Source organism: Streptomyces sp. NPDC053513 (assembly GCF_044544765.1).
In the GTDB taxonomy this organism is placed as follows: domain Bacteria; phylum Actinomycetota; class Actinomycetes; order Streptomycetales; family Streptomycetaceae; genus Streptomyces; species Streptomyces litmocidini.
In genome coordinates this window covers 107,303-129,327 of the sequence record NZ_JBITXP010000005.1, presented here as the reverse complement: position 1 = coordinate 129,327, position 22,025 = coordinate 107,303, and the positions used below count along the sequence as shown (strand labels likewise).

Annotated in this window: 22 protein-coding genes; 10 read left to right on the top strand and 12 right to left on the bottom strand. The window is 73.7% G+C overall.

Translation table 11 applies throughout. The features are described 5' to 3' along the window. Positions 1 to 67: 67 nt before the first annotated feature. Positions 68 to 1,177, bottom strand: coding sequence for a hypothetical protein (locus tag ACIGW4_RS10690; RefSeq protein WP_123455093.1), 1,110 nt, complete (start codon positions 1,175 to 1,177; stop codon positions 68 to 70). A gap of 72 nt (positions 1,178 to 1,249) precedes the next feature. On the opposite strand from ACIGW4_RS10690, the gene ACIGW4_RS10685 reads away from it, so the two are divergent. Beyond that, positions 1,250 to 2,404: a cystathionine gamma-synthase gene (locus ACIGW4_RS10685; protein ID WP_123455096.1), complete on the top strand. Its 1,155-nt coding sequence runs from the start codon at positions 1,250 to 1,252 to the stop codon at positions 2,402 to 2,404. Between the two features lie 166 nt (positions 2,405 to 2,570). Here ACIGW4_RS10685 and ACIGW4_RS10680 read toward each other — a convergent pair whose 3' ends face one another. From ACIGW4_RS10680 to ACIGW4_RS10670, 3 genes are read right to left on the bottom strand one after another with little or no spacing between them, the layout of a single operon-like run. Next, on the bottom strand, positions 2,571 to 2,822 hold the full coding sequence (locus tag ACIGW4_RS10680; RefSeq protein ID WP_123455098.1) for a hypothetical protein: 252 nt from the start codon (positions 2,820 to 2,822) through the stop codon (positions 2,571 to 2,573). After that, positions 2,819 to 3,316 (bottom strand): sigma factor-like helix-turn-helix DNA-binding protein, encoded by a 498-nt coding sequence (locus tag ACIGW4_RS10675; protein WP_399579751.1) that lies wholly within the window; start codon positions 3,314 to 3,316, stop codon positions 2,819 to 2,821. The genes ACIGW4_RS10680 and ACIGW4_RS10675 overlap by 4 nt, the downstream gene beginning before the upstream one ends. Positions 3,317 to 3,347: 31 nt before the next feature. Beyond that, complete coding sequence (locus ACIGW4_RS10670) at positions 3,348 to 3,869, bottom strand: MarR family winged helix-turn-helix transcriptional regulator (RefSeq protein WP_185094619.1); 522 nt, start codon at positions 3,867 to 3,869, stop codon at positions 3,348 to 3,350. Between the two features lie 149 nt (positions 3,870 to 4,018). Here ACIGW4_RS10670 and ilvA point away from each other — a divergent pair, with 149 nt between their 5' ends. The 3 genes from ilvA to ACIGW4_RS10655 all read left to right on the top strand — a co-directional run bounded on the left by ilvA (position 4,019) and on the right by ACIGW4_RS10655 (position 7,280). Next, positions 4,019 to 5,248, top strand: coding sequence for a threonine ammonia-lyase (gene ilvA / locus ACIGW4_RS10665; RefSeq protein ID WP_123455106.1), 1,230 nt, complete (start codon positions 4,019 to 4,021; stop codon positions 5,246 to 5,248). A gap of 155 nt (positions 5,249 to 5,403) precedes the next feature. After that, on the top strand, positions 5,404 to 6,429 hold the full coding sequence (locus tag ACIGW4_RS10660; protein WP_123455109.1) for an ATP-binding cassette domain-containing protein: 1,026 nt from the start codon (positions 5,404 to 5,406) through the stop codon (positions 6,427 to 6,429). After that, positions 6,426 to 7,280 (top strand): ABC transporter permease, encoded by an 855-nt coding sequence (locus ACIGW4_RS10655; protein ID WP_398707152.1) that lies wholly within the window; start codon positions 6,426 to 6,428, stop codon positions 7,278 to 7,280. The genes ACIGW4_RS10660 and ACIGW4_RS10655 overlap by 4 nt, the downstream gene beginning before the upstream one ends. A 121-nt stretch (positions 7,281 to 7,401) precedes the next feature. On the opposite strand, the gene greA is transcribed toward ACIGW4_RS10655, so the two are convergent. Together greA and ACIGW4_RS10645 are read right to left on the bottom strand one after the other, a co-directional pair. After that, a complete protein-coding gene (gene greA, locus ACIGW4_RS10650) occupies positions 7,402 to 7,899 on the bottom strand; it encodes a transcription elongation factor GreA (RefSeq protein WP_123455112.1) in 498 nt (165 codons plus the stop codon). A gap of 190 nt (positions 7,900 to 8,089) precedes the next feature. Further along, positions 8,090 to 8,491 (bottom strand): DUF4307 domain-containing protein, encoded by a 402-nt coding sequence (locus ACIGW4_RS10645; protein ID WP_399579747.1) that lies wholly within the window; start codon positions 8,489 to 8,491, stop codon positions 8,090 to 8,092. Between the two features lie 98 nt (positions 8,492 to 8,589). On the opposite strand from ACIGW4_RS10645, the gene mca reads away from it, so the two are divergent. After that, positions 8,590 to 9,471, top strand: a complete 882-nt coding sequence (gene mca, locus ACIGW4_RS10640) for a mycothiol conjugate amidase Mca (protein WP_123455117.1) — start codon at positions 8,590 to 8,592, stop codon at positions 9,469 to 9,471. Beyond that, positions 9,464 to 9,703, top strand: a complete 240-nt coding sequence (locus ACIGW4_RS10635; protein WP_123455119.1) for a hypothetical protein — start codon at positions 9,464 to 9,466, stop codon at positions 9,701 to 9,703. Before mca ends, ACIGW4_RS10635 begins: the two co-directional genes overlap by 8 nt. A gap of 469 nt (positions 9,704 to 10,172) precedes the next feature. On the opposite strand, the gene ACIGW4_RS10630 is transcribed toward ACIGW4_RS10635, so the two are convergent. Further along, positions 10,173 to 13,637, bottom strand: coding sequence for a tetratricopeptide repeat protein (locus ACIGW4_RS10630; RefSeq protein WP_399579745.1), 3,465 nt, complete (start codon positions 13,635 to 13,637; stop codon positions 10,173 to 10,175). Between the two features lie 110 nt (positions 13,638 to 13,747). Here ACIGW4_RS10630 and ACIGW4_RS10625 point away from each other — a divergent pair, with 110 nt between their 5' ends. Beyond that, positions 13,748 to 15,769, top strand: coding sequence for a thioredoxin domain-containing protein (locus ACIGW4_RS10625; protein ID WP_185094620.1), 2,022 nt, complete (start codon positions 13,748 to 13,750; stop codon positions 15,767 to 15,769). 151 nt (positions 15,770 to 15,920) lie between these two features. Here the strand turns inward: ACIGW4_RS10625 and ACIGW4_RS10620 are convergent, their stop codons facing one another. Together ACIGW4_RS10620 and ACIGW4_RS10615 are read right to left on the bottom strand one after the other, a co-directional pair. Beyond that, entirely contained in the window at positions 15,921 to 16,328 is a 408-nt protein-coding gene (locus tag ACIGW4_RS10620; protein WP_123455124.1) for a rodlin, read from the bottom strand. A gap of 94 nt (positions 16,329 to 16,422) precedes the next feature. Further along, the gene (locus ACIGW4_RS10615; RefSeq protein ID WP_123455126.1) at positions 16,423 to 17,463 is read right to left on the bottom strand and encodes an LCP family protein; all 1,041 of its coding nucleotides are present in this window, start codon (positions 17,461 to 17,463) and stop codon (positions 16,423 to 16,425) included. Between the two features lie 174 nt (positions 17,464 to 17,637). Between ACIGW4_RS10615 and ACIGW4_RS10610 the strand changes: the two genes are divergently transcribed. Next, entirely contained in the window at positions 17,638 to 17,787 is a 150-nt protein-coding gene (locus ACIGW4_RS10610; protein WP_185094621.1) for a hypothetical protein, read from the top strand. Between the two features lie 81 nt (positions 17,788 to 17,868). Here the strand turns inward: ACIGW4_RS10610 and ACIGW4_RS10605 are convergent, their stop codons facing one another. After that, entirely contained in the window at positions 17,869 to 18,279 is a 411-nt protein-coding gene (locus tag ACIGW4_RS10605; protein WP_398707160.1) for a rodlin, read from the bottom strand. 219 nt (positions 18,280 to 18,498) lie between these two features. On the opposite strand from ACIGW4_RS10605, the gene ACIGW4_RS10600 reads away from it, so the two are divergent. After that, positions 18,499 to 18,912 carry a rodlin gene (locus ACIGW4_RS10600; RefSeq protein ID WP_359588925.1) on the top strand — a complete coding sequence of 138 codons (414 nt, stop codon included), beginning with the start codon at positions 18,499 to 18,501 and terminating at the stop codon, positions 18,910 to 18,912. Positions 18,913 to 19,088: 176 nt separating this feature from the next. Beyond that, the gene (locus ACIGW4_RS10595; RefSeq protein ID WP_359588924.1) at positions 19,089 to 19,322 is read left to right on the top strand and encodes a chaplin; all 234 of its coding nucleotides are present in this window, start codon (positions 19,089 to 19,091) and stop codon (positions 19,320 to 19,322) included. A gap of 102 nt (positions 19,323 to 19,424) precedes the next feature. On the opposite strand, the gene ACIGW4_RS10590 is transcribed toward ACIGW4_RS10595, so the two are convergent. Both ACIGW4_RS10590 and ACIGW4_RS10585 read right to left on the bottom strand, forming a co-directional pair. Further along, on the bottom strand, positions 19,425 to 20,675 hold the full coding sequence (locus ACIGW4_RS10590) for an FAD-dependent oxidoreductase (protein WP_399580008.1): 1,251 nt from the start codon (positions 20,673 to 20,675) through the stop codon (positions 19,425 to 19,427). A gap of 26 nt (positions 20,676 to 20,701) precedes the next feature. Continuing rightward, positions 20,702 to 22,012, bottom strand: a complete 1,311-nt coding sequence (locus ACIGW4_RS10585) for an ATP-grasp domain-containing protein (RefSeq protein ID WP_398707163.1) — start codon at positions 22,010 to 22,012, stop codon at positions 20,702 to 20,704. Positions 22,013 to 22,025: the final 13 nt, after the last annotated feature.

Genomic DNA, 22,025 nt, shown 5'->3' with positions numbered 1-22,025 from the left:
CATCTCTCCTCGACGGTCGGCAGCGGTGTCAACGGCCCGGACCGGGGCCTGATTCCCCGGCGGCCCGTCAGCGCGGCAGCGTCGCCGGGCTGCCGCCGTTCGCCTCGTACCCGGCGACCGCCAGGTTCCGGAAGACCGTGAACTCCGCCGCCGGGTCGGCGCTCAGCGTCCACGGGACCGCGCCCACGTGCCCGTCGACCCGCACCAGCTGGTGCATGGCCTCCGCCCAGCGCTCGGAGCGGACGAGGAACCAGACGAGCAGATGGCGGACGTGCGCGAGCATCGGGTCGTCGGGGCGGGCCGAGTGGACCGCGTACAGCGCGCCGTCCATCGCCTTGGACACCACCGCCGTGCGCCAGAAGTCCTGCACGAGCACCACGTCCGGCACGTGCTCGAACACCGCGAACAGCGGCAGCGCGGCGAGCAGCGACCCCTGCGGTGCGCGCGCCGCGGCCGTCGTCGCGAAGTGGTCGGCCTCCTCGCGCGAACCGTGCCACTTCTCGCACCAGTAGTGCAGGGCCGCCAGATGCGCCCCCATGTGCTGCGGCGCGCGGTCGATCACCTTCGCCCACACCTGGTCGAACTGCTCGTGCCCGTAACCGAGTCCGCGCGCCACCGCGAGCCGCGTGATGTACGGCACCGGGTCGGCGGGGGCGAGCAGCGCCGCCTCCTCGGTGACCTTCAGCGCCTCCTCCAGGATGATCCTGAAGTCGTCCGTCCCGGCCGCCGAGGAGCGCCACGCCTGCTGCACCAGGAACTCGGCGTGCACGGCCGCGCCGCCCGCGTCCTGCGGCTCCTCCGCCCGCCAGGTCCGCAGCCACGCGCCGCCGGCGCCGGGCCGCTCCTGGAGCTCCAGGGAGGCCGCGCCCGCGAAGGCCTGCACGCGCTGCCAGCGCACCTCGCCCTCCGTGCCGGTGGCGGCGAGCAGCCGGGAGGCCGGCCGCCAGTCCTGGGTGGCCTGGACGACGTCGAGGACGTGCAGCAGCTCGTCGTCGGCGCCGGGCAGCCGCACGTCCTGCTCCTCCTGGCGCACGAAGCCGTAAGCCTCCGGGTCCGCCGCGTCCGGCGCCCCCGGCGCGACCTGCCGGATCCCCCCGCCGCCCCGGCGGCGCAGCACGTAGGGACCGAGGACGCCGAACAGCAGCCCGAGCGCGATCAGGAACCAGAGAATGTCCATGTGTCCATTGTCCAGGACACCCGGTGAGACGATCGAAGCGGTGGGAGGCGTACGCGACTACGCTCCTGACCCATGAGCGACCAGCACTCCCATCAGAGCTTCGAGACCCGCGCGATCCACGCGGGCAACACCGCCGACCCGCTGACCGGCGCGGTCGTCCCGCCCATCTACCAGGTGTCCACCTACAAGCAGGACGGCGTGGGCGGGCTGCGCGGCGGTTACGAGTACAGCCGCAGCGCCAACCCCACCCGCACCGCCCTGGAGGAGAACCTCGCGGCCCTGGAGGGCGGCCGCCGCGGCCTCGCCTTCGCCTCGGGCCTCGCCGCCGAGGACTGCCTGCTGCGCACCCTCCTCGTGCCCGGCGACCACGTGGTCATCCCGAACGACGCCTACGGCGGCACCTTCCGGCTCTTCGCCAAGGTCGTGGAGCGCTGGGGCGTGGACTTCTCCGTCGCGAACACCTCCGACATCGAGTCGGTGCGCGCCGCGGTCAACGAGCGCACGAAGCTCATCTGGGTCGAGACCCCCTCGAACCCGCTCCTCGGCATCACCGACATCGAGGCCGTCGCCGGCGTCGCCCGCCAGGCCGGCGTGAAGCTCGTCGTCGACAACACCTTCGCCTCGCCGTACCTCCAGCAGCCGCTGGCGCTCGGCGCGGACGTCGTCGTGCACTCGCTCACCAAGTACATGGGCGGCCACTCCGACGTCGTCGGCGGCGCCCTGGTGACCGCGGACGAGGCGCTCGGCGAGGAGCTCGCCTACCACCAGAACGCGATGGGCGCGGTCGCCGGTCCCTTCGACTCGTGGATCGTGCTGCGCGGCATCAAGACCCTCGCCGTGCGCATGGACCGCCACAGCGAGAACGCCGAGAAGATCGCCGAGATGCTGACCCAGCACCCGAAGGTCACCCAGGTCCTCTACCCGGGCCTCCCGGAGCACCCGGGGCACGAGATCGCGGTCAAGCAGATGCGGTCCTTCGGCGGCATGATCTCCTTCCGCGTGCAGGGCGGCGAGGACGCGGCCGTCGAGGTCTGCAACCGCGCGCAGCTCTTCACCCTCGGCGAGTCGCTGGGCGGCGTCGAGTCCCTCATCGAGCACCCGGGCCGCATGACCCACGCCTCCGTCGCGGGCTCCCTCCTGGAGGTCCCGGCCGACCTGGTGCGCATCTCGGTGGGCATCGAGAACGTCGACGACCTGCTCGCCGACCTGCGCCAGGCCCTGGGCTAGTCGCAACCGGCGGGACGGCCGGGTGCTCCCGTACGCGGGGGGTGTCCGGCCGTTCCCGTGCGCGGGGAGTACTCGGCCGTTTCCGTGCGCGAGGAGCGCCCGGCCGTTCCCGTGCGCGGGGCCAGGGCCCCGGCCGTTCCCGTACCCGGAGACCGTCCGGCCCTCGTCACCAGCCTTCCACCGGCGGTGTCGTCTCCGCGGGAGGGACCTCCCACGGGTGGGCCGTCGACGCCCACACGACGAAGGCGAGCACGGCGACCGCGCCCAGCACCCACAGCGCGCGCCGGACGCGCCGGGCGTGGTGGAGCCGCCGGGCCCCGCGCTCGGCGGCCCGCAGCGCGAGGTCGCGGGGGACCGGCGGGTGCGGCGTGTCGAGCAGCCGCCGCACCGCCGCCTCCTTGTCCTCGTACCGGCTCATGCCGCGGCCCCGGAGTCCTGGCGGGCGACGGCCCCGGCGGCGCCGTCCCGGGCGGCGGCCCTGAGCGTGGCGACCGAGCGGGCGCACACCGCGCGGACGCGGGCCTCGGAGAGGCCCAGCAGGGCCGCGACCTGCTCCTCCGCGACCCCCTCGCACAGCCGCAGGACGACGACCAGCCGCTCCTGCGGGGAGAGCGCGGCGAGCACCCCGCCCTGCCCGCCGTGATGGCGCCAGGCGGTGCGGGCGAAGCGGGCGGCGAGATCGCGGCGCGCGAGCTCGTACGGGTCCTCGTTGCGCAGCCGGCCCCACACCGCGTACACATGCGCGAGGGCGGCGGTCAGCAGGGACTGGGCGTACGGGTTGTGGGTGCGGGTCTCGGCGGTGAGCAGCGTCGCGGCGTGCAGCAGCCGCCCCGCGGCCCCGGCCACGAACGCCTCGAACTCCCGTGTGCGGGGGGCGTGTTCGGTGCCCCGCCCGCGCTGATGCTCTCGCACCTCCTCATCTGAGGACAGCGCGGGGGCGGGGTCAAGAGGTCTGCGTGGACTCGGCCCCGGCCGCCGCGTGGCCCGTGTGCGCCGACTGCCGTGCGGACAGGGCGGTGTTGAAGCGGGTGAGCAGCGTGCAGAAGGACTCCCGCTCCTCCGGGGTCCAGCCCTCCGTGACCTCGACCATCAGCTGCCGGCGCGAGGAGCGGACCTCCTCCAGGCGCGCGAGGCCGCGCGGCGAGAGCTGGAGGACGACCGCCCGCCCGTCCTCCGGGTGCGAGGTGCGCTTCACCAGGCCGGTGTCGACGAGCGGGGCGACCTGGCGGGTCACGGTGGACGAGTCGATCCCCATGCCCGCCGCGAGCGCCTTCACGCCCATCGGCCCTTCCTGGTCGAGGCGGTTGAGGAGGAGGTAGGCCGCGCGGTCCATGGAGTTGCGGAGCTGGCCGGTGCCGCCGAGGCGGGTCTGCTCGGCGCGGCGGGCGAAGACGGCCACCTGGTGCTGGAGGGCATCGAGGAGACCGGGGTCGAGCGCAGTCGTCATGTCCTGAGAATTGGGCATGGCTGTGGGTCTCTCTCGTGCGGGGGTGGTCGGTCGGTGGGGGACAGAGTACGCGGCCCCGCCGGGGTCCGTACCAGGGCTGCGCAAACCCGTCCGGGGGCCCGCTCGCCGGGCGACCACGGGGGCCGTGAGCTGCGAGACTTGCTGTCATGAGCTTCCGTACGCCAGACCCCTTGCACCGGCTGATGCTCGACGACGTGCGGGGGGCGCAGAAGATGCTGGCCGGGGTGGCCAGGATGACGGCGATGGAGGGCAGCCGGCACCTGTCCTCGCTGGTGGGAGCCCCGGTCCACCTCAAGTGCGAGAACCTGCAGCGGACCGGTTCCTTCAAGCTGCGCGGGGCGTACGTGCGGATCGCCGGGCTGCGGCCCGAGGAGCGGGCGGCCGGGGTGGTCGCGGCCTCCGCCGGCAACCACGCGCAGGGCGTCGCGCTCGCCTCGAAACTGCTGGGGGTGCACGCCACCGTCTTCATGCCGGTCGGCGCCCCGCTGCCGAAGGTCGCGGCGACCCGCGACTACGGCGCGGACGTCCGGATGCACGGCCACGTCGTCGACGAGACGCTCGCGGCGGCGCAGGAGTACGCCCACGAGACCGGCGCGGTCTTCATCCACCCCTTCGACCACCCCGACATCGTCGTCGGGCAGGGCACGGTCGGCCTGGAGATCCTGGAGCAGTGCCCCGAGGTGCGGACGGTCCTCGTCGGCATCGGCGGCGGCGGGCTCGCGGCCGGCATCGGCCTCGCGGTGAAGTCGGTGCGGCCGGACGTGAAGGTGATCGGCGTCCAGGCGGAGGGCGCGGCCGCCTACCCGCCCTCGCTGGCCGCAGGGCATCCGGTGGTGATCGAGTCGCCGGTGACGATGGCCGACGGCATCAAGGTCGGGCGCCCGGGCGACGTGCCGTTCGCCCTGATCCAGGAGTACGTCGACGAGGTCCGCACGGTCTCCGAGGACGCGCTCTCCTCGGCGCTGCTGCTCTGCCTGGAGCGGGCGAAGCTGGTGGTCGAACCGGCCGGCGCGAGCCCGGTGGCGGCCCTCCTCGCCGACCCGACGTCCTTCCGGGGGCCGGTCGTCGCGGTCCTCTCCGGCGGGAACGTCGACCCCCTGCTGCTCCAGCGGATCCTGCGGCACGGCATGGCCGCCGGCGGCCGCTACCTGAGCCTGCGGCTGCGCGTCACCGACCGGCCGGGGGCGCTCGCGACCCTCCTCGCGGTCCTGACGGTGGTCGACGCGAACGTCCTGGACGTGAGCCACGTACGGACCGATCCGCGCCTCGGACTGACGGAGGCGGAGGTCGAGCTGCACCTGGAGACGAAGGGCCCGGAGCACTGCCGGGAGGTGGAGGAGGCGCTGCGGGACGCCGGGTACACGGTGCTCGGCTGACCGGGACGCCGGGCACACGGTGCTCGGCTGACGTCCGCGCGTACGCCTCCCCCGGCCGCCGGGCGCGCGCCCGGCGGCACGGACTCACCGGGCGAGGGCCTCCCCGGAATCCTAGGATCGGTAGGAAACGCCCGAATCTCCCTGGGAGAATCCACATGCCAGGCGCGATATACGCCGAGGGTCTGGTGAAGACCTTCGGGGACGTACGAGCTCTGGACGGGGTGGACCTCGACGTGCCGGAGGGCACGGTACTCGGTCTGCTCGGCCCGAACGGGGCGGGGAAGACGACCACCGTGCGGATCCTGACGACCCTGATCCGGCCGGACAGCGGAAGAGCCGTCGTCGCCGGGATCGACGTCCTCAGGCATCCCAACGAGGTCCGCCGCTCGATCGGTCTCTCCGGTCAGTTCGCGGCCGTCGACGAGTACCTCACCGGCCGCGAGAACCTCCAGATGGTCGGGCAGCTCTACCAGATGAAGGCCAGGGCGGCGAAGGCGCGGGCCGGCGAGCTGCTCGAACGGTTCCACCTCGCCGACGCCGCGGACCGGCAGGCCAAGACGTACTCCGGCGGCATGCGCCGCCGCCTCGACCTCGCGGCGGCCCTCGTCGTCTCCCCGCCGGTCATGTTCATGGACGAGCCGACCACCGGCCTCGACCCGCGCAACCGGCAGGAGCTCTGGGACGTCATCAAGGAGCTCGTCGCCGGCGGTACGACCCTGCTCCTCACCACCCAGTACCTGGAGGAGGCCGACCACCTCACCCACGCCATCTGCGTCGTCGACCAGGGCCGGGTCATCGCCCGCGGCACCTCCGACCAGCTCAAGGACCGGACGGGCGGCGAGCGCGTCGAGGTCGTCGTGCACGAGCCGGAGATGATCGACGACGCCCGGGACGTCCTCGCCCGCTACGGCGCCGCGGGGATCGGCCACGGCGAGGTGTCCGTCGAGGAGCACACCCGCAAGCTCACCGTCCCCGTCACCGGCGGCGCCAAGCTGCTCGCCGAGGTCATCCGCGACCTGGACGCCGTCGACGCCGAGATCGACGACATCGGGCTGCGGCGCCCGACCCTCGACGACGTCTTCATCTCCCTCACCGGCCACGCCGCCGAGCGGGGAGGGGAGGAGGGCGCGCGCGAGCCGGCGGCCGGAGGCCGGAAGAGCCGGAAGGAGACCGCGAAGTGACCACCGTCCCGGAGTCGGCCGACGGGCTGACCGCCCCGCGCCCGCGCGGGGGGATCGTCCAGTCCGTCAACGACTCGCTCGTGATCGCACGCCGCAACCTGATCAAGATGTCCCGGATACCCGAAATGATCGTCTTCGGGCTCATCCAGCCGATCATGTTCGTGGTGCTGTTCAGCTACGTCTTCGGCGGTTCGATGCAGATCGGCGACTCGACCTCCCCGACCGTCTACCGCGAGTTCCTGATGGCCGGCATCTTCGCCCAGACCGTCACCTTCGCCACGGCCGGAGCGGGCGCGGGCATCGCCGACGACATGCACAAGGGCCTGATCGACCGCTTCCGCTCCCTGCCGATGGCCCGCGGCGCGGTCCTCACCGGCCGCACGCTCGCCGACCTGGTCCAGACGACGCTCACCCTCGTCGTCCTCGCGATCGTCGCCCTGCTGGTCGGCTGGCGCATCCACGAGGGCGTCCCCAAGGCGCTGGGCGCCTTCGCCCTCCTGCTCCTCCTCGGCTACGCCTTCTCCTGGATCGGGGCGCTGATCGGCCTCTCGGTCCGCACCCCGGAAGCGGCGACCTCGGGCGGGCTGATCTGGCTCTTCCCGGTCACGTTCATCTCGAACGCGTTCGTGGACTCCGGCAACCTGCCCTCCTGGCTGCAGCCCGTCGCCGAGTGGAACCCGTTCAGCGCGACCGTCCAGGCCTGCCGCGTGCTCTTCGGCAACCCCGGCGTCTCGACCTCCGACGCCTGGCCGATGCAGCACCCGGTGTGGGCGTCGCTCCTCTGGTCGGTCCTGATCATCGCGGTCTTCCGGACGCTGTCGGTACGGAAGTACCGCTCGGCGACGGCGTGAGGAGCACCTCGCCCGTCCCGCCGGCGCCTCGTACGGTCCGTCCACCGCATGTGCGCGATGCGCGCGCAGAGCGAAGGGCCGGTCCCCACGGGGGCCGGCCCTTCGCTCGGGAAATGACGGATCAGCTGCTGTACGGCTTGGCGCTGAGGATCTTCACCATGGCCTTCTTGCCGTTCGGCAGCTCGTACTCCGCGTCGTCACCGGCCTTCTTGCCGTTGACGCCGACGCCGAGGGGCGACTGCGGGGAGTAGGTCTCGATGTCACCGCTCGCGTACTCGCGGGAGGCGAGCAGGAAGGTCATCGTGTCGTCCTCGTCGCCGTCGAAGGCGATCGTCACGACCATGCCGGGCTCGACGACGCCGTCGTCCGCCGGCGCCTCGCCGACCTTGGCGTGCTGGAGCAGCTGGGTGAGCTGGCGGACCCGGAGCTCCTGCTTGCCCTGCTCCTCCTTGGCCGCGTGGTACCCGCCGTTCTCGCGCAGGTCCCCCTCTTCGCGCGCCGCGGCGATCTTGGCGGCGATCTCGGTACGCGCGGGACCAGACAGGTACTCAAGCTCGCCCTTGAGCTTGTCGTACGCCTCCTGGGTGAGCCAGGTGACGTTGTCGCTGGTCTGGGTCACAGGTGCTCCTCGTAGGTACTGGGAATACAAAGCATCGCCCTACACGGAAAAGCTGCGCTGTCCCGGGTGGGCGAAACCACGAGCCTAACAATGAGTGGCGAAAAGCGGGAGGACATAAACCACCGGAATGGCGTCTCCCCAGGTCACCGTGGTGACTCGCCGGGACTCGTCACCCCGTCCCTACCCACCGCTACCGCGCCGTACACCCGAGGAGCTCGGCGCTCGTCGCGCGGGCGGTCGTACGGAGCGAGAAGACGCGGTCGACCCGGCTCGCGTCGTCGTCGATCCGGACGTCCTTGCGGGCCACCTCGGCCCCGTCCTCGGAGCGCGAGCGCAGCGTGCAGACGCCCTTGACGCCCTCGTCCTTGCGGATCTCCAGGTGCACCTGGACCTCGTCGGCGCTCACCACGTCGAACTTGATCAACTCGGCGCTGATCTTGCTGTCCACGACGTAGTGCCAGCCGAACCAGCCCATCATGCCGAGGAAGAGGACCCCGAGCACCGCTCCGGCGATCTTGAGCTTGCGGTCGGCCCGCTCATCCGCGGAGCGCCCGTAGCGCCCCTCGGGCAGCTGCTCTCGCACCGCGCTCATGGGTGATCCTCTCGAAGCCGGGGGTGGCGGAATTTTCACTCCCCCGATTCCGTCACTATAGAGACCACGCTCCGCGTCGAATCACTGAGGATCGAGTCTTGACTGAGCAGCTGCGACTGATGGCCGTTCACGCCCACCCCGACGACGAGTCGAGCAAGGGTGCGGCCACGATGGCCAAGTACGTGTCCGAGGGGGTGGACGTCCTGGTCGTGACGTGCACGGGCGGCGAGCGCGGCTCGGTCCTGAACCCCAAGCTTCAGGGCGACCCCTACATCGAGGCGAACATCCACGAGGTGCGCCGCAAGGAGATGGACGAGGCCCGCGAGATCCTCGGCGTCTCCCAGGAATGGCTCGGATTCGTCGACTCGGGTCTCCCCGAGGGCGACCCGCTGCCCCCGCTGCCCGAGGGCTGCTTCGCCCTGGAGGACGTCGACACGGCGGCCGGGGCGCTGGTCCGCAAGATCCGCTCCTTCCGTCCCCAGGTCATCACGACCTACGACGAGAACGGCGGGTACCCGCACCCCGACCACATCATGACCCACAAGATCACGATGGTGGCCTTCGACGGAGCGGCCGACGCCGAGAAGTACCCGGAGGCCGAGTTCGGCCCGGTCTGGCAGCCCCTGAAGCTCTACTACAACCAGGGCTTCAACCGCCCCCGCACCGAGGCCCTGCACAAGGCCCTCCTGGCACGCGGCCTGGAGTCGCCGTACGGGGACTGGCTGAAGCGCTGGGACGAGTTCGGCGGCAAGCCGCGCAACCTCACCACGCACGTCCCCTGCGCGGACTTCTTCGAGACCCGCGACAAGGCCCTGATCGCCCACCGCACCCAGATCGACCCCGACGGCGGCTGGTTCCGGGTCCCGATGGAGATCCAGAAGGAGGTCTGGCCGACGGAGGAGTACGAGCTCAGCAAGGCGCTGGTCCCGACCTCCCTCCCCGAGGAAGATCTCTTCGCGGGCATCCGCGACAATGCCTGACATGAGCGCACACCTGGCACTGACCCAGCTTGTCCCCTTCGCCGCCGAAGAGCTGGACAAGAACAAGGTGACCCCCGGCGTCCTCGGCTTCGTCGTCTTCGCGGTCCTGGCCCTCGCGGTCTGGCTGCTGATGAAGTCGATGAACCGCCACATGGGCAAGATCTCCTTCGAGGAGACCCCGGACCCGAAGGCGAAGCCCTCGGACGCCCCGGCGGCCGCCCCCGGAAAGTAGCCCCTAACGGCCCGGCCCCCCTCCGGGGAACCCGGGCCGTCCAGGCCTCCGTCCCCGGCCGCGCCGCGCCCGACGGGGCGGTGCCCCTGCCCGTGTAGGGCCCGCGCCTGCTGGGCGGCTCCCACCCGCCCGTGTGGGCAGTCGTCCCGCTGGGGCGGGACGGGTGGGCACACGGGACGGCGCCCATCAGCGGCGCCTCCGCGTTCCGCGCCTTGACCCGCGCCACCGGTGAGCTGTGCACGGGGTGCGGGTTCAGGCTCATGAGCCTCGGGCGCCGGCAGGGCGCGGGTCCGTTGTGCCCACCCGTTCCGCCCCAGCGGAACGATTGCCCACAACGGCGGCGGGGCGCCGCACCGGCGGGCGCAGCCCGCAACGGGGCGGGCGGGGGCACCGCCCCGGCGGGCGGGCGCCCACAACGGGGGCACCGCCCCAGCAGGGGTGCGCGCCCGCGGGGGAGGCGTCGCCCCGCTCAGGTCGTCGGGGGCACTCCCAGGACCTCGCGGGCGGAGCGGGTCGGGACCAGACCCAGGTCCCAGGCCTGCCAGGGGGTCGACGGGGCGACGCCCCGGTCCAGGAGCAGGCCGTGGGCCTCGGCGCAGTCGTCGAGCCTCGGGTCGCGCGCCGGATGCCGGTCCGCGACCAGCGCCGCGAGCTCCTCGCGCGCCGACGCCACCCCCGGCTCCGGACGGCCCGGCACCGCGTGCGGCAGCAGCCCGCAGCGCAGCAGGCGGGCCCAGTCCGAGCCCCGCCGGTCGCCGTACCCCTCGAAGAGCGACCGCGCCTCCTCGCACAGCGCGAGCGCCTGCGGGACCCGCCCGTTCCCCGCGTCGACGATCGCGAGCTCCAGGCAGGCCCACGCCTCGCCGTGCGGGACCCCGATCCGGCGGAAGTCCGCCCGCGCGTCCACCAGGAGCTGCCGGGCGAACCCCGAATTGCGCAGGTTGCCCGCCCGCGCCGCCTGCTGGTCCCGGGTGACCCGCCCCAGGTGGTGCCGGGCGCACGCGAGGCCGTACAGGTCCCGCATCCGCGAGAACATCGACCGCGCCCGCCCCAGCTCGCGCACCGCCTCGTCCCGGTCGCCCCGCTCCTCCAGGGCCTGCCCCAGGTGGTACAGCGTCCACGCCTCGCCGCGCGCGTCCTCCTGCTCCCGGTGCCGGGCGAGTGCCCCGCGCAGTTCCTCCACCGCCGGCTCCGCCTCCCCGGCGGCGAGCCGCGTCCGGGCCAGCTGGGTCAGCGCCCAGGCCTCCCCGCGCCCGTCGTGGACGCGCCCGTACGTCTCCAGGGCGCGCCGCAGCTCGTCCTCCGCGCCCGCCGTGTCGCCCCGGACCAGCAGCACCTGCCCGCGCTGGAAGTGGGCCCACGCCTCGCCGTGCAGCGACTCGTGCTCCCGGTGCAGGGCGAGGGACCGGTCGAGCAGCGCCGTCGCCTCGGCCAGATCGCCCCGGTCGCGCTCCACGGCCGCCAGCGCGTGCAGCGTCCAGGCCCGGTCGGCGGCCAGGGACTCCGGCTCCTGGAGCGCGAGCGCCTCCCGCAGGCGCGCCGCGGCCTCCGCGAGCCGCCCCTGGTGGTGCAGGGTGATCCCGAGCGAGCAGAGCGCGAGCGCGGCCCCCGCGTCCTGGTGGGCCTCCTGGTAGAGCGAGACGACCGAGGTCAGCGTCTTGTGGGCCTTGTCGAGCTCGCCGAGCTGCCGGGCCGCGATGCCGGTCCGCCACCGCACCGAGCGCGTCAGCAGCCCCTGCCCGACGGACTCGGCCAGCTCGTTGATCTCGCCGAGCCGGTAGAGGTCGCCGCGCAGCAGGCAGTAGTCGCAGAGCGCGCCGAGCAGGTCGAGGACGGTCTGCTGGTCGACGCCCTCCGCGTGCCGCAGGGCCGCCGTGAGGAAGCTGGACTCCTCGTCGAGCCAGCCGAGCGCCGCCTCCAGGGAGCCGAAGCCGTGCCCGTCGAAGCGGTCGGCCCGGGTCGACATCTTGCCGTCGACCATCCGGATCACCGCGTCGGCGAGCTCCGCGTGGTTCCGCACGAGCCGTTCCTGCGCCGCCGCGATCTCGGCCGCGTCCTCCTCGTCCAGGAGCCGGACGGCCGCGAAGGCGCGCACCGCGTCGTGCAGCCGGTAGCGCTCCCCGCGCACGTGGTCGAGCAGTCCGGCCGCGGAGAGCTCCCGCAGCCGTTCGGCCGCCTCCGGACCGCTGCCGCCGAGCAGGGCGGCGGCCGCCGCCGCGCCGAGGGACGCCCGCCCGGCCAGCGCGAGCCGCCGGAGCAGTTGCCGGGCGTCCTCGTCGAAGTCGAGGAAGTACCGTACGGACAAGGCGCGTTCGACGGGATCGTCGCCCCAGCCGGGGCGGGCGAGGACATGGCCGACCTCGTCCATGGAGCGGCGTCCGAGCAGGGAGCCGACGACCCGCAGCGCCAGCGGCAGCCCGCCGCACAGTTCCCGTATCCGCTCGAAGGCCTCGGCGTCGTACGGGCCGGGGTCGGGCGCGCCGGCCGTCGCGCGCAGCAGCTCCTCGGCGCCCGCCGGGTCGAGCGCGGCCACCGGCAGGGCGTGCACCTGGGCCGGTGCGTCCGCGCCGAGGTCCAGCGGCTCCCGGCAGGTCACGAGGACCAGGCTGTCGGAACGTTCCGGCAGCAGGGCCCGCACCTGCCCGGCGTCGGCGGCGTCGTCGAGGACGAGCACGACGGGCACTCCGCTCAACTGCCGCTGGTACAGCTCCGAGAGCCGCCGCACCTGTTGCTCCGCCGAGGCACCCTCGCGGAAGAGCAACCGGTCGCGCGGGGCGCCGAGCCGGTTGAGGAGGTGCAGCAGCGCCTCCCGGGTGGTCACGGGCCGCTCGCCGGTCGCGCCGCCCCGCAGGTCCACCACGCAGGCCCCGCGGAACTGGTCGCGCAGCGCGTGGGCGGCCCGTACGGCGAGCGCGGTGCGGCCGGAGCCGGGCTCGCCGTGCAGCAGCACGACGGTCGGCCGGGTGACCGTCGCGGCCCGCCCGGCCCGCACCCACCGGGTGATCCGGGCCAGCTCCTCGCGCCGCCCGGCGAACGCCCCGCCGGGGTCGGGCAGATGGGCGAAGGACCGCTCCAGCACGACCCGGGCCCGAGCCACCGCACTCCGGTCGACCCGCCGCCCTCCACCCGTGCCGCTCCCCGACCCGAGCGCTCCGCCTCCGGTCGCACCCGCACCCACGCGGGTCCCGAACGCCCCGCCTGCGTCTGTGCCTCCGCCTCGGTCCGCGCCCGGGTCCACGCGAGTCCCGAACGCCCCGCCTGCGTCTGTGCCTCCGCCTCGGTCCGCGCTCGGGTCCACGCGAGTCCCGAACGCCCCGCCTCCGTCTCCGCCTCGGCCCGCCCCCGCATCGAGCGACGCGCCCCCGGCCGCGCCCGTCCCCGACCGCTCCGCCGCCGGCGTCTCCCGCTCCCGCTCCAGGAACGGCCGTATCCCCTGGACCTCAAGAGCCGTCAGCCAGGCGAGCCGCGCCTGCTCGGCCGCGTCGGGTCGCCCCGGCCCACCGTCCCCGTCGCGGCGCCCCGCCGCCCCGCCGCGCCCCGTCGTCGCGCGGAGGACGGTCGCCGCCGCCCCGGCCACGGCGACCGCCGCGCCCGCGCCGAGCGCCGTCCCCGCCGTCGTGCCGAGCGCCAGGTCCGCGCCGAGGGCGGCGACCGCGGCGACGCCCGTGACCAGGGCGGGGCCCCCGGTCACGGGGCCGGTGAAGCGATCCGCCGGAGGCCGCGGCGTCCGGCCGGAGCCCGCCTCCGCCTCCTCCACCACCCGCAGGTAGACCGCGTAAGCGCCACCGGCGCCCTCCGCCATCGCGTCCAGCTCCGCCCGGCCCCGCGCGAGCAGCGCCTCCGCGTCGGCCGGGTCGCCGCCGGAGGTCCGCACCTCCTCCGCCACGGCCCGTTCCAACAGCCGCTCGGCCTCGGCCCGGTGACTCTCCCGCATCTGCGTTCCCCCTCCGCACGTGCCCGACGAATCCGGCCCAGTCTGCTGCGTCGCGCGCGTCGGCGCGAGGGAGCGGGGAAAGGAGGAGACCGCTGCGGCAGGATGGGCCCATGCCGAACCGACTGGCCCATGAGACCTCCCCGTACCTCCTGCAGCACGCCGACAACCCCGTCGACTGGTGGCCGTGGTCGGCCGAGGCCTTCGAGGAGGCCCGGCGCCGCGACGTCCCCGTGCTGCTCAGCGTCGGGTATTCAAGCTGTCACTGGTGCCATGTCATGGCGCACGAATCCTTCGAGGACGACACCACCGCCGCCCTGGTCAACGACAACTTCGTCGCCGTGAAGGTCGACCGCGAGGAGCGCCCCGACGTCGACGCCGTCTACATGGAGGCCGTGCAGGCCGCGACCGGTCAGGGCGGCTGGCCGATGACCGTCTTCCTGACCCCGGACGCCGCCCCCTTCTACTTCGGTACGTACTTCCCGCCCGAGCCCCGCCACGGCATGCCGTCCTTCCCCGAGGTCCTCGAAGGCGTCCGGGCCGCCTGGGCCGACCGTCGCGGCGAGGTCGACGAGGTCGCGGACCGCATCGTGAAGGACCTCGCGGGCCGCTCCCTCGCCTACGGCGGCGACGGCGTCCCCGGCGAGGAGGAGCTGGCGGGGGCCCTGCTCGCCCTCACCCGCGAGTACGACGCGACCCGCGGCGGCTTCGGCGGCGCCCCCAAGTTCCCGCCGTCGATGGTCCTGGAGTTCCTGCTCCGCCACCACGCCCGGACGGGCTCCGAGGGCGCCCTCCAGATGGCCGCAGACACCTGCGAGGCGATGGCCCGCGGCGGCATCTACGACCAGCTCGGCGGCGGCTTCGCCCGCTACTCCGTGGACCGGGCGTGGGTCGTCCCGCACTTCGAGAAGATGCTCTACGACAACGCCCTGCTCTGCCGGGTGTACGCGCACCTGTGGAAGGCCACGGGCAGCGACCTGGCCCGCCGGGTCGCCCTGGAGACCGCCGACTTCATGGTCCGTGAGCTCCGCACGCCCGAGGGCGGCTTCGCCTCCGCGCTCGACGCCGACTCCGACGACGGTACGGGCAGGCACGTGGAGGGCGCCTTCTACGTGTGGACCCCGGAGCAGCTGACCGAGGTCCTCGGCGCCGAGGACGCCGCCCTCGCCGCCGCCCACTACGGCGTCACCGAGGACGGCACCTTCGAGCACGGCAGCTCCGTCCTCCAGCTCCCGCAGGAGGCGGGCCCGGTCGACGCGGACCGGATCGCCTCGATCGCGGCCCGGCTCCTCGCCGCCCGTGAGGAGCGGGCGCGCCCCGGCCGCGACGACAAGGTCGTCGCGGCCTGGAACGGCCTGGCGATCGCCGCCCTCGCCGAGACCGGCGCGCTCTTCGACCGCCCCGACCTGGTCGAGCGCGCCACCGAGGCCGCCGACCTCCTCGTCCGCCTCCACATGGACGAGACCGCCCGGCTCACCCGTACCTCCAAGGACGGGCGGGCCGGGACCAACGCCGGTGTCCTGGAGGACTACGCCGACGTCGCCGAGGGGTTCCTCGCCCTCGCCGCCGTCACCGGCGAGGGCACCTGGCTGGAGTTCGCCGGCTTCCTCCTGGACATCGTCCTCGACCGCTTCACCGCCGAGGGCGGCGCGCTGTACGACACGGCCCACGACGCCGAGGCCCTCATCCGGCGCCCCCAGGACCCCACCGACAACGCCGCCCCGTCGGGCTGGACCGCCGCCGCCGGGGCGCTCCTCTCGTACGCCGCGCACACCGGCTCCGAGCCCCACCGCGCCGCCGCCGTGGGCGCCCTCGGCGTGGTCAAGGCCCTCGGCCCGCGCGCGCCCCGGTTCATCGGCTGGGGCCTGGCCGTCGGCGAGGCCCTCCTCGACGGGCCCCGCGAGATCGCCGTCGTGGGCGACCCCGCCGACCCGGCCTTCCGGGAGCTGCGGCGTACCGCGCTCCTGGCCACCACGCCCGGCGCGGTCCTCGCCGCCGGAGCCCCCGACGGCGAGGAGTTCCCGCTCCTGAGGGACCGGCCGCTGGTGGGCGGGTCGGCCGCCGCGTACGTCTGCCGTCACTTCACCTGCGACGCACCGGTCACCGACCCGGCCGAGTTGCGCCGGAAGCTCTGACCCGGACGGTTCCGAGGACCCCGGCGGTTCCGAGGACCCAGGCGGCTCCGGGGAACCCGGTGGTCCCGGTGCTCCCCGCCCGGAACGGGGACGGCCCCGCCACCCCTCCGGAGAGGGGCGGCGGGGCCGCGCCGTGTCCTGGCGTCGGGGCTCAGTGGTTGCCGGCGCCGTTGCCGGACAGGACCGGGATGTCGTCCAGGATGTGCGACAGCGGCTCGTCGCCCTTGGCCTGGGTGGAGTTCTCGGTGCACTGCTGGTTCTGCGGGGAGGACAGGACGTTGACGTCCTGGACCGCGATCGGGATCAGGCCGATGAGCGAGCCGGCGTTGACCTTGGCCGGCAGGCCGACGCAGGGCTTGTTCAGGGAGCCCTGGACGAGCGCGAACTGCGGGCTCATGTTGCCGTAGGTGGCGGAGTTGCCGAACTCCTGGTGCGCGCCGTTGCCCGACAGCGAGGTGGTGCCGCCGTCGTCGGCGATCGCGAGCGCCTGCCCGGCGCCCGCCGCCGTCGCGCCGAGCACGGACGCGGCCACAGCGGCCGTCGCCAAGAGCTTCTTCATTGTTCAGGCCTTTCGGGTACTGGCCCGCTGAATGGCGAGCCGCGCTGATCAACTGGTCAGCGGTCCGGAGGTTCCGGGAAGTCCACCGGACGGGCTACGGGCAGATGAGCGATGACCCCGTGGCCGGCCGGTACACGGCCGCCGGGATCTGGCTCGGCGTGACGGCTCCGGCGGCGGGCAGCGGCCGGTCCTCGGCCAGCCGCCCGAAGACCTCCGCCGCCCCCTCCTCGTCCCAGGCGAGCGTGGACCCGACGCCCTCGATGTCCGGGTTGAAGCCCCGGACGGGCACGGTCGCGAACTCCATGCGCTCCGGGGGCAGGTCCCGCAGGTGCGCGGCGAGCGTCAGCAGCTCCGCCTCGGAGATCCCCCGTTCGGCCGCCGCCGTCCCGCGCAGGGTGGCGGCGAAGGCCTTGAGCCGCTCCGGGTCGTCGAGGATGCCGTCGTGGAGCCGGTGCAGGGTGTTCACCACGAACTGCTGCTGCTTCCGGATGCGGCCGAAGTCCATCTGCCCGTCGGCCTTCCGGGACCGCACGTACTGGAGGGCCTCGCCGCCCGCGACCCGCTTGGTCCCGGGCTGGAGGTCGATGCCGGTGGACGGGTCCTTGAGCGGCTGCTCCGTACAGACCGGGACGCCGCCGTCGACGCGGTCCACGGTGTCCATGAAGCGCCGGAAGTCGATCTCCAGGTAGCGGTGGACGGGCAGCCCGGTCATCGACTCGACGGTCTCCACGGCGAACGCGGAGCCGCCCTCCGCCCAGGCGTTGTTGATCTTCGCCTGGTGGGCGGCGTGCGTCCGCCCGGTGCGCCGGTCGCGGTGCCCCGCCGGGAAGGAGGTGAGGGAGTCGCGCGGCAGGCTCACGACCTCGACCCGGTCGTTCGCCGCCGAGACGTGCACGAGCATCATCACGTCCGTGCAGTCGCACTCCTTTCCGCCGAGGTGGAAACGTTCCTTCTCCTCCGCGGTGACGTTCTTGCGGCTGTCGATGCCGACGACGAGCAGGTTCAGCCCCTTCTCGGGGGCCGGGAGGCCGCCGGGGGCCAGGGCGAGGGCGCCGGGGGCGAGGGCGGCGAGGGTGGCGAGAGCAGCCGCGGCGAGCAACGGACGCCGGGACAGCCGTGGACGCGGGAATTTCATGTCCGCACCGTATTTCGACCCGCTCGCACACAGGTACGCGACGCGACATGGACAGGACGAATCACTCTCCTGCGGCGCCTGTGGAATGATGCGGGAATCGCAGCGGAAGGAGCGAAAATGGCGCCGGGCCCCGGGAAATGGGAACGGATGGCCTTCATTCCGAAGAGCCGATATGTGAGCGACCCGCCTCCGGCGGACAGCAATCCCTTCCCCGTCTATTCCGAGCTGGTCGCGCAGTGGGTGCAGGCGGGGCGGGCGGTGCCGGGGATGCCCGACCGGGAGTGGGAGCGCCTGATGGCGACGCCGGTCTGGCCGACCTGGTAGCGGCGGGGACGAGGAAGGCGAAAGGGGCCGCCCCGGAGGGCGGCCCCTGACGTGTGAACGCCGTCGCGCTCGGGCGGTACGTCAGTGGTTGCCGACGCCGTTGCCCGAGAGGACCGGGATGTCGTCCAGGATGTGCGACAGAGGCTCGTCACCCTTGGCCTGGGTGGAGTTCTCGGTGCACTGCTGGTTCTGCGGGGACGACAGGACGTTGATGTCCTGGACGGCGATCGGGATGGCGCCGATGAGCGAACCGACGTTGGCCTTGGCCGGCAGGCCGATGCAGGGCTTGTTCAGGGAGCCCTGGACGAGCGCGAACTGCGGGCTCATGTCGCCGTGGGTCTCGGAGTTGCCGAACTCCTGGTGCGCGCCGTTGCCCGACAGCGAGGTGGTGCCGCCGTCGTTGGCGGTGGCGAGGGCGGGGGAGGCCACGGCGGCGGTGACGCCGACGATGGAGACGGCTGCGGCCGCGGTGGCCATAACCTTCTTGATCACGGGAGTTCCCTTCTAGAACCGGCTCCGTGCAGGGAGCGACCTGATCAACAGGCCGTCGGACGCCGGGGTTCCGCTGTGTCACCCCCTTGGCGGAGCGCGCGCGGCAGCGCGGAACGTGGACACAGTCGAACGAGTGAAGCGCCGGAACCAAAGCCCGCGGCCGCAGTTGATCCCGTCGCATCAATCAGGTCGATTGGTGGGAACAGGAACGGAATCACCGTGATCAAGAAGATTATGACGGCTGTGGCTGTGACGGCCTCTGTTGTCGGCGCTTCTGCTGCGGCGGCCTCCCCGGCGCTCGCCATCGCCGACGACGGCGGCACGACCTCGCTCAGCGGCAACGGCGCGCACCAGTCGTTCGGCAACTCCAAGACCACCGGCGACGCGAGCCCGCAGTTCTCGGCCGTCCAGGGCTCGCTGAACAAGCTCTGCCTCGGCGTCCCGGTGAAGGGCAACGTCGGCCCCCTCTTCGGCCTCCTGGTCCCGGTCGCGGTCCAGGACGTCAACGTCCTGTCCTCCCCGCAGAACCAGCAGTGCGCGGAGAACTCCACCCAGGCCAAGGGCGACGAGCCGCTGTCGCACCTCGTCGAGGACATCCCGATCCTCTCCGGGAACGGCGCCTACAACGGCTGATCCGTTTCGCGCACGACAGGGCCGGAGGGAACGAACGCGTTCCCTCCGGCCCTGTCCCGTGCGGGCAATGGAGTGAAAGAGAAGGTGTCGGTGTTATTTCTGTTTCCTTTGTGCGGCATGTTCGTTGTGTCGTGTGCAGCGGAAATTCATTCCGCCGAGGAAAGGACTCAGACGAAATGAACTGCAAGAAGGCCGCGGCCGTCGTCGCCGGAATCGTCCTGGCCATGGGTGTGGCGTCGCCCGCCTTCGCCGACGCGGAGGCCGAGGGCTACGCCATCGGTTCGCCGGGTGTCCTCTCCGGGAACGTCGTCCAGGTCCCGATCCACGTGCCGATCAACGTCTGCGGCAACAGCGTGAACATCATCGGCCTGCTGAACCCGGCCGCCGGCAACACCTGCATCAACGCCTGAGTTCCGGCGCCCGCGGGCACGGAGGGCCGGTTCCGGAGAGCGTCCGCTCCCGGGGCCGGCCCTCCGTCACGCCGGTGGTCACGCCGATGGACACCCCGACAGTCACGCCGGGACCCGCGCCCTCCCGCCCGTACGCGGCCGGCCCGGGGCGCCGGCGCCCGCCCGCAACCGCTGCCGGACCCCCCTCACCAGGCGTCCCGCCGTGTACTCGGCGCCGAGGACGAACCGCATCGACGGGCCGTACGAGGGGGCCGTGAGCAGACCGGCGAGGAAGAGGCCCGGCCAGGAGGACTCGAAGAGGCCGCCGACCTCCGGGGCGCCGCCCGCGCCGACCCTGCGCAGCGCCCCGCGCAGCGCGGGGGAGAGGACCCCGGCCCGGTCGAGGCTCGGGGTGAAGCCGGTGGCCGCGATCACGTGGTCCGTCTCCAGGACGGTCGCCCCCTCCGGGCCCGCCACGTCGAGCCGGAGCCGCCCGTCCCCGGTCGCCGTCGCCGAGGTGACGCGGTGCCCGAGGCGGACGTCGCCGACCGCCGCGAACCGCTCGCGGAGCCACCAGGCGCCCGCCGGGCCGAGCGCCTGCTCGAAGATCCGCTCCCGGGTGGCGGCCGGCAGCCTCCGGAAGATCCCGGGGGTGTCCGCGTACAGCCTGTTCCGCCAGCCGCAGCCGAGCCCCGTGTGCGGGGCGCGCAGCGAGGGCCACAGGCCGCGGTCGAGGGCCGGCGGCAGGGCGTTCCAGCGCAGCCGGTCGGCCCGGGCGACGATCCGTACGGCGGCGGCGCCCCGCTCGGTGAGGAGCGCGGCGGTCTCCAGGGCCGCCTGGCCGGCCCCGACGACGGTGACGTCCCGGCCGGCGAAGCCGTCGAGCTCGCCGTGGTGGCTGGAGTGGGTGACGTACCGCCGGGGCAGTCCCCGCAGGGGCTCGGGGAGCTCGATGAACGGCAGGACCCCGACGGCGAGCGCCACCGTCCGGGCGCGCAGCGACTCGCCGTCCTCGGTGCGCAGCTCGAAGCCCCCGGCGGCGGGCGCGACCGAGCCGATGAACCGCTCGTCGAGGGCGGGGACGGCCTGCCGGGCGAACCAGTCGCCGTACGCGGCGAAGAAGTCCACCGGGAGGGGCACGCCGTGCTCGGCGCGGACGCCCCTGGCCGCCGCGTAGGCGTCGAGGCCGTACGTCCCCTCCGGGTCGGAGAGGTGGGAGGCCCAGGGCTCCGACTTCAGGAACATCCCGGAGGGCATGGCGTGCCAGGACTCCATCGAGCGACCGAAGGTCCTCAGGCGCAGTCCGTGGACGGCGGCGTGGGCGGCCACGGAGAGGCCGTAGGGTCCGGCCCCGACCACCACCAGGTCGTACATCGACTTCGACATCGTGCCTTCCGCGTTCATCGGGGGGTGAGCTGGTCGACGGAGGTGCGGGCCGGAGGCGCGGCCGCGGTGACGGCCGGGGGCGTACGGCGGGACGCGAGCGCCCGGCGGAGCGCGGCGAGGGCCTTGCGCAGCAGGTGCGCCAGCCAGGCGCCGCCCATCGCGAGCGCGGGCGCCGGATCGTCGGCCGCGAACCAGGCGCACTCGGTCCGGCCCCGGCCCGCGCCGGGCTCGGGGGCGTACCGGCGGCGCGGGGAGGCGAGCAGCGAGAGCGCCGCGTAGTTCTCGACCAGGAACCGGCGGCCGTACACGGGGGAGTGCGGCGGTACGGGGCGGCCGGTGAGGTCCAGGTGCAGCGCCCGGACCACGTCCAGGCCGTCCGGGTCGGTGAAGAGCCGGAACTGGGCGCCGGGCCGGGGGTTGAAGTCGAGCAGGTGGTACGCGCCGGTCGCCCTGTTCAGCCGGAAGTCGAGGTCGCACACGCCCCGGTAGCCCAGCGCGTCGAGGAGGTCGCGGGCCGTCCGTTCGACGGTCGGGTTCACCGTCCAGCGGCCGGAGGCCGTGAGCCCGGCGCCGTCCGGCCAGGAGCGCTCCTTGCGCCCGGTCGCCCCCGGCGCGCAGCGGCCCGTGGAGTCCACGTACCCGTGGAAGAACCAGTCGAGGTCCCGGCCCGCCGGCAGCAGCTCCTGGAGCAGCAGCCGGCTGCCGGCCTCCGGGGTGCGGGCGTACAGCTCCCGCACCTCGGCCGGGGAGCGCACGATCGAGGTGCTCCGCAGCCCGCCGCCGGCCGGGAGCAGCCAGGGGCGGCTCCATTTGGCGACCACCGGAAGGCCGAGCGACCAGGCCATGGCGGCGGCCTCGTCGGCGTCCTCGGGGAGCTCGGTGCGGGGGTGGGGCAGGCCCAGGCCCGCACAGGTCTCGGCGAGCTCCGCCTTGTCCGCGACCTTCAGGAGCTGCTCCTCGGTCTGCTCGGGCAGCAGGAGGCGCGGGGCGAGCGAGGAGCGGCGGCGGGCCAGGGCGAGGGCGCTGACGTCGTCCAGGGGCACGGCGAGGACGGGATGTGACGGGTCGTCAGTGATCTCGTCCGCGACGCGGGTCAGGAGCGAGGCGAGCTCGGCGGCGGAGTCGGTCCCGGGGCGGACGCGGACCGAGCGGAGATGACGGGAACGGGCGACCGGACTGGTGCTCGATTCGATGACGGCGTGGACCGGAATTCCCGCCCGCCCCAGCGAACGCGCGGCGCCGAGGGTGCCGTGATGGAAGGGATTCCGGTCGAGCCGTACGAGGACGGCGGGGACGCTGGTGTCGAAACGCTGACGGCGCGGCACGGCATGCCCTTCA

Coding starts and splice junctions, on each gene's coding strand:
- ACIGW4_RS10690 (WP_123455093.1), bottom strand. CDS start 1,177: ATGGACATTCTCTGGTTCCTGATCGCGCTCGGGCTGCTGTTCGGCGTC.
- ACIGW4_RS10685 (WP_123455096.1), top strand. CDS start 1,250: ATGAGCGACCAGCACTCCCATCAGAGCTTCGAGACCCGCGCGATCCAC.
- ACIGW4_RS10680 (WP_123455098.1), bottom strand. CDS start 2,822: ATGAGCCGGTACGAGGACAAGGAGGCGGCGGTGCGGCGGCTGCTCGAC.
- ACIGW4_RS10670 (WP_185094619.1), bottom strand. CDS start 3,869: ATGCCCAATTCTCAGGACATGACGACTGCGCTCGACCCCGGTCTCCTC.
- ilvA (WP_123455106.1), top strand. CDS start 4,019: ATGAGCTTCCGTACGCCAGACCCCTTGCACCGGCTGATGCTCGACGAC.
- ACIGW4_RS10660 (WP_123455109.1), top strand. CDS start 5,404: ATGCCAGGCGCGATATACGCCGAGGGTCTGGTGAAGACCTTCGGGGAC.
- ACIGW4_RS10645 (WP_399579747.1), bottom strand. CDS start 8,491: ATGAGCGCGGTGCGAGAGCAGCTGCCCGAGGGGCGCTACGGGCGCTCC.
- ACIGW4_RS10635 (WP_123455119.1), top strand. CDS start 9,464: ATGCCTGACATGAGCGCACACCTGGCACTGACCCAGCTTGTCCCCTTC.
- ACIGW4_RS10630 (WP_399579745.1), bottom strand. CDS start 13,637: ATGCGGGAGAGTCACCGGGCCGAGGCCGAGCGGCTGTTGGAACGGGCC.
- ACIGW4_RS10625 (WP_185094620.1), top strand. CDS start 13,748: ATGCCGAACCGACTGGCCCATGAGACCTCCCCGTACCTCCTGCAGCAC.
- ACIGW4_RS10620 (WP_123455124.1), bottom strand. CDS start 16,328: ATGAAGAAGCTCTTGGCGACGGCCGCTGTGGCCGCGTCCGTGCTCGGC.
- ACIGW4_RS10615 (WP_123455126.1), bottom strand. CDS start 17,463: ATGAAATTCCCGCGTCCACGGCTGTCCCGGCGTCCGTTGCTCGCCGCG.
- ACIGW4_RS10595 (WP_359588924.1), top strand. CDS start 19,089: ATGAACTGCAAGAAGGCCGCGGCCGTCGTCGCCGGAATCGTCCTGGCC.
- ACIGW4_RS10590 (WP_399580008.1), bottom strand. CDS start 20,675: ATGTACGACCTGGTGGTGGTCGGGGCCGGACCCTACGGCCTCTCCGTG.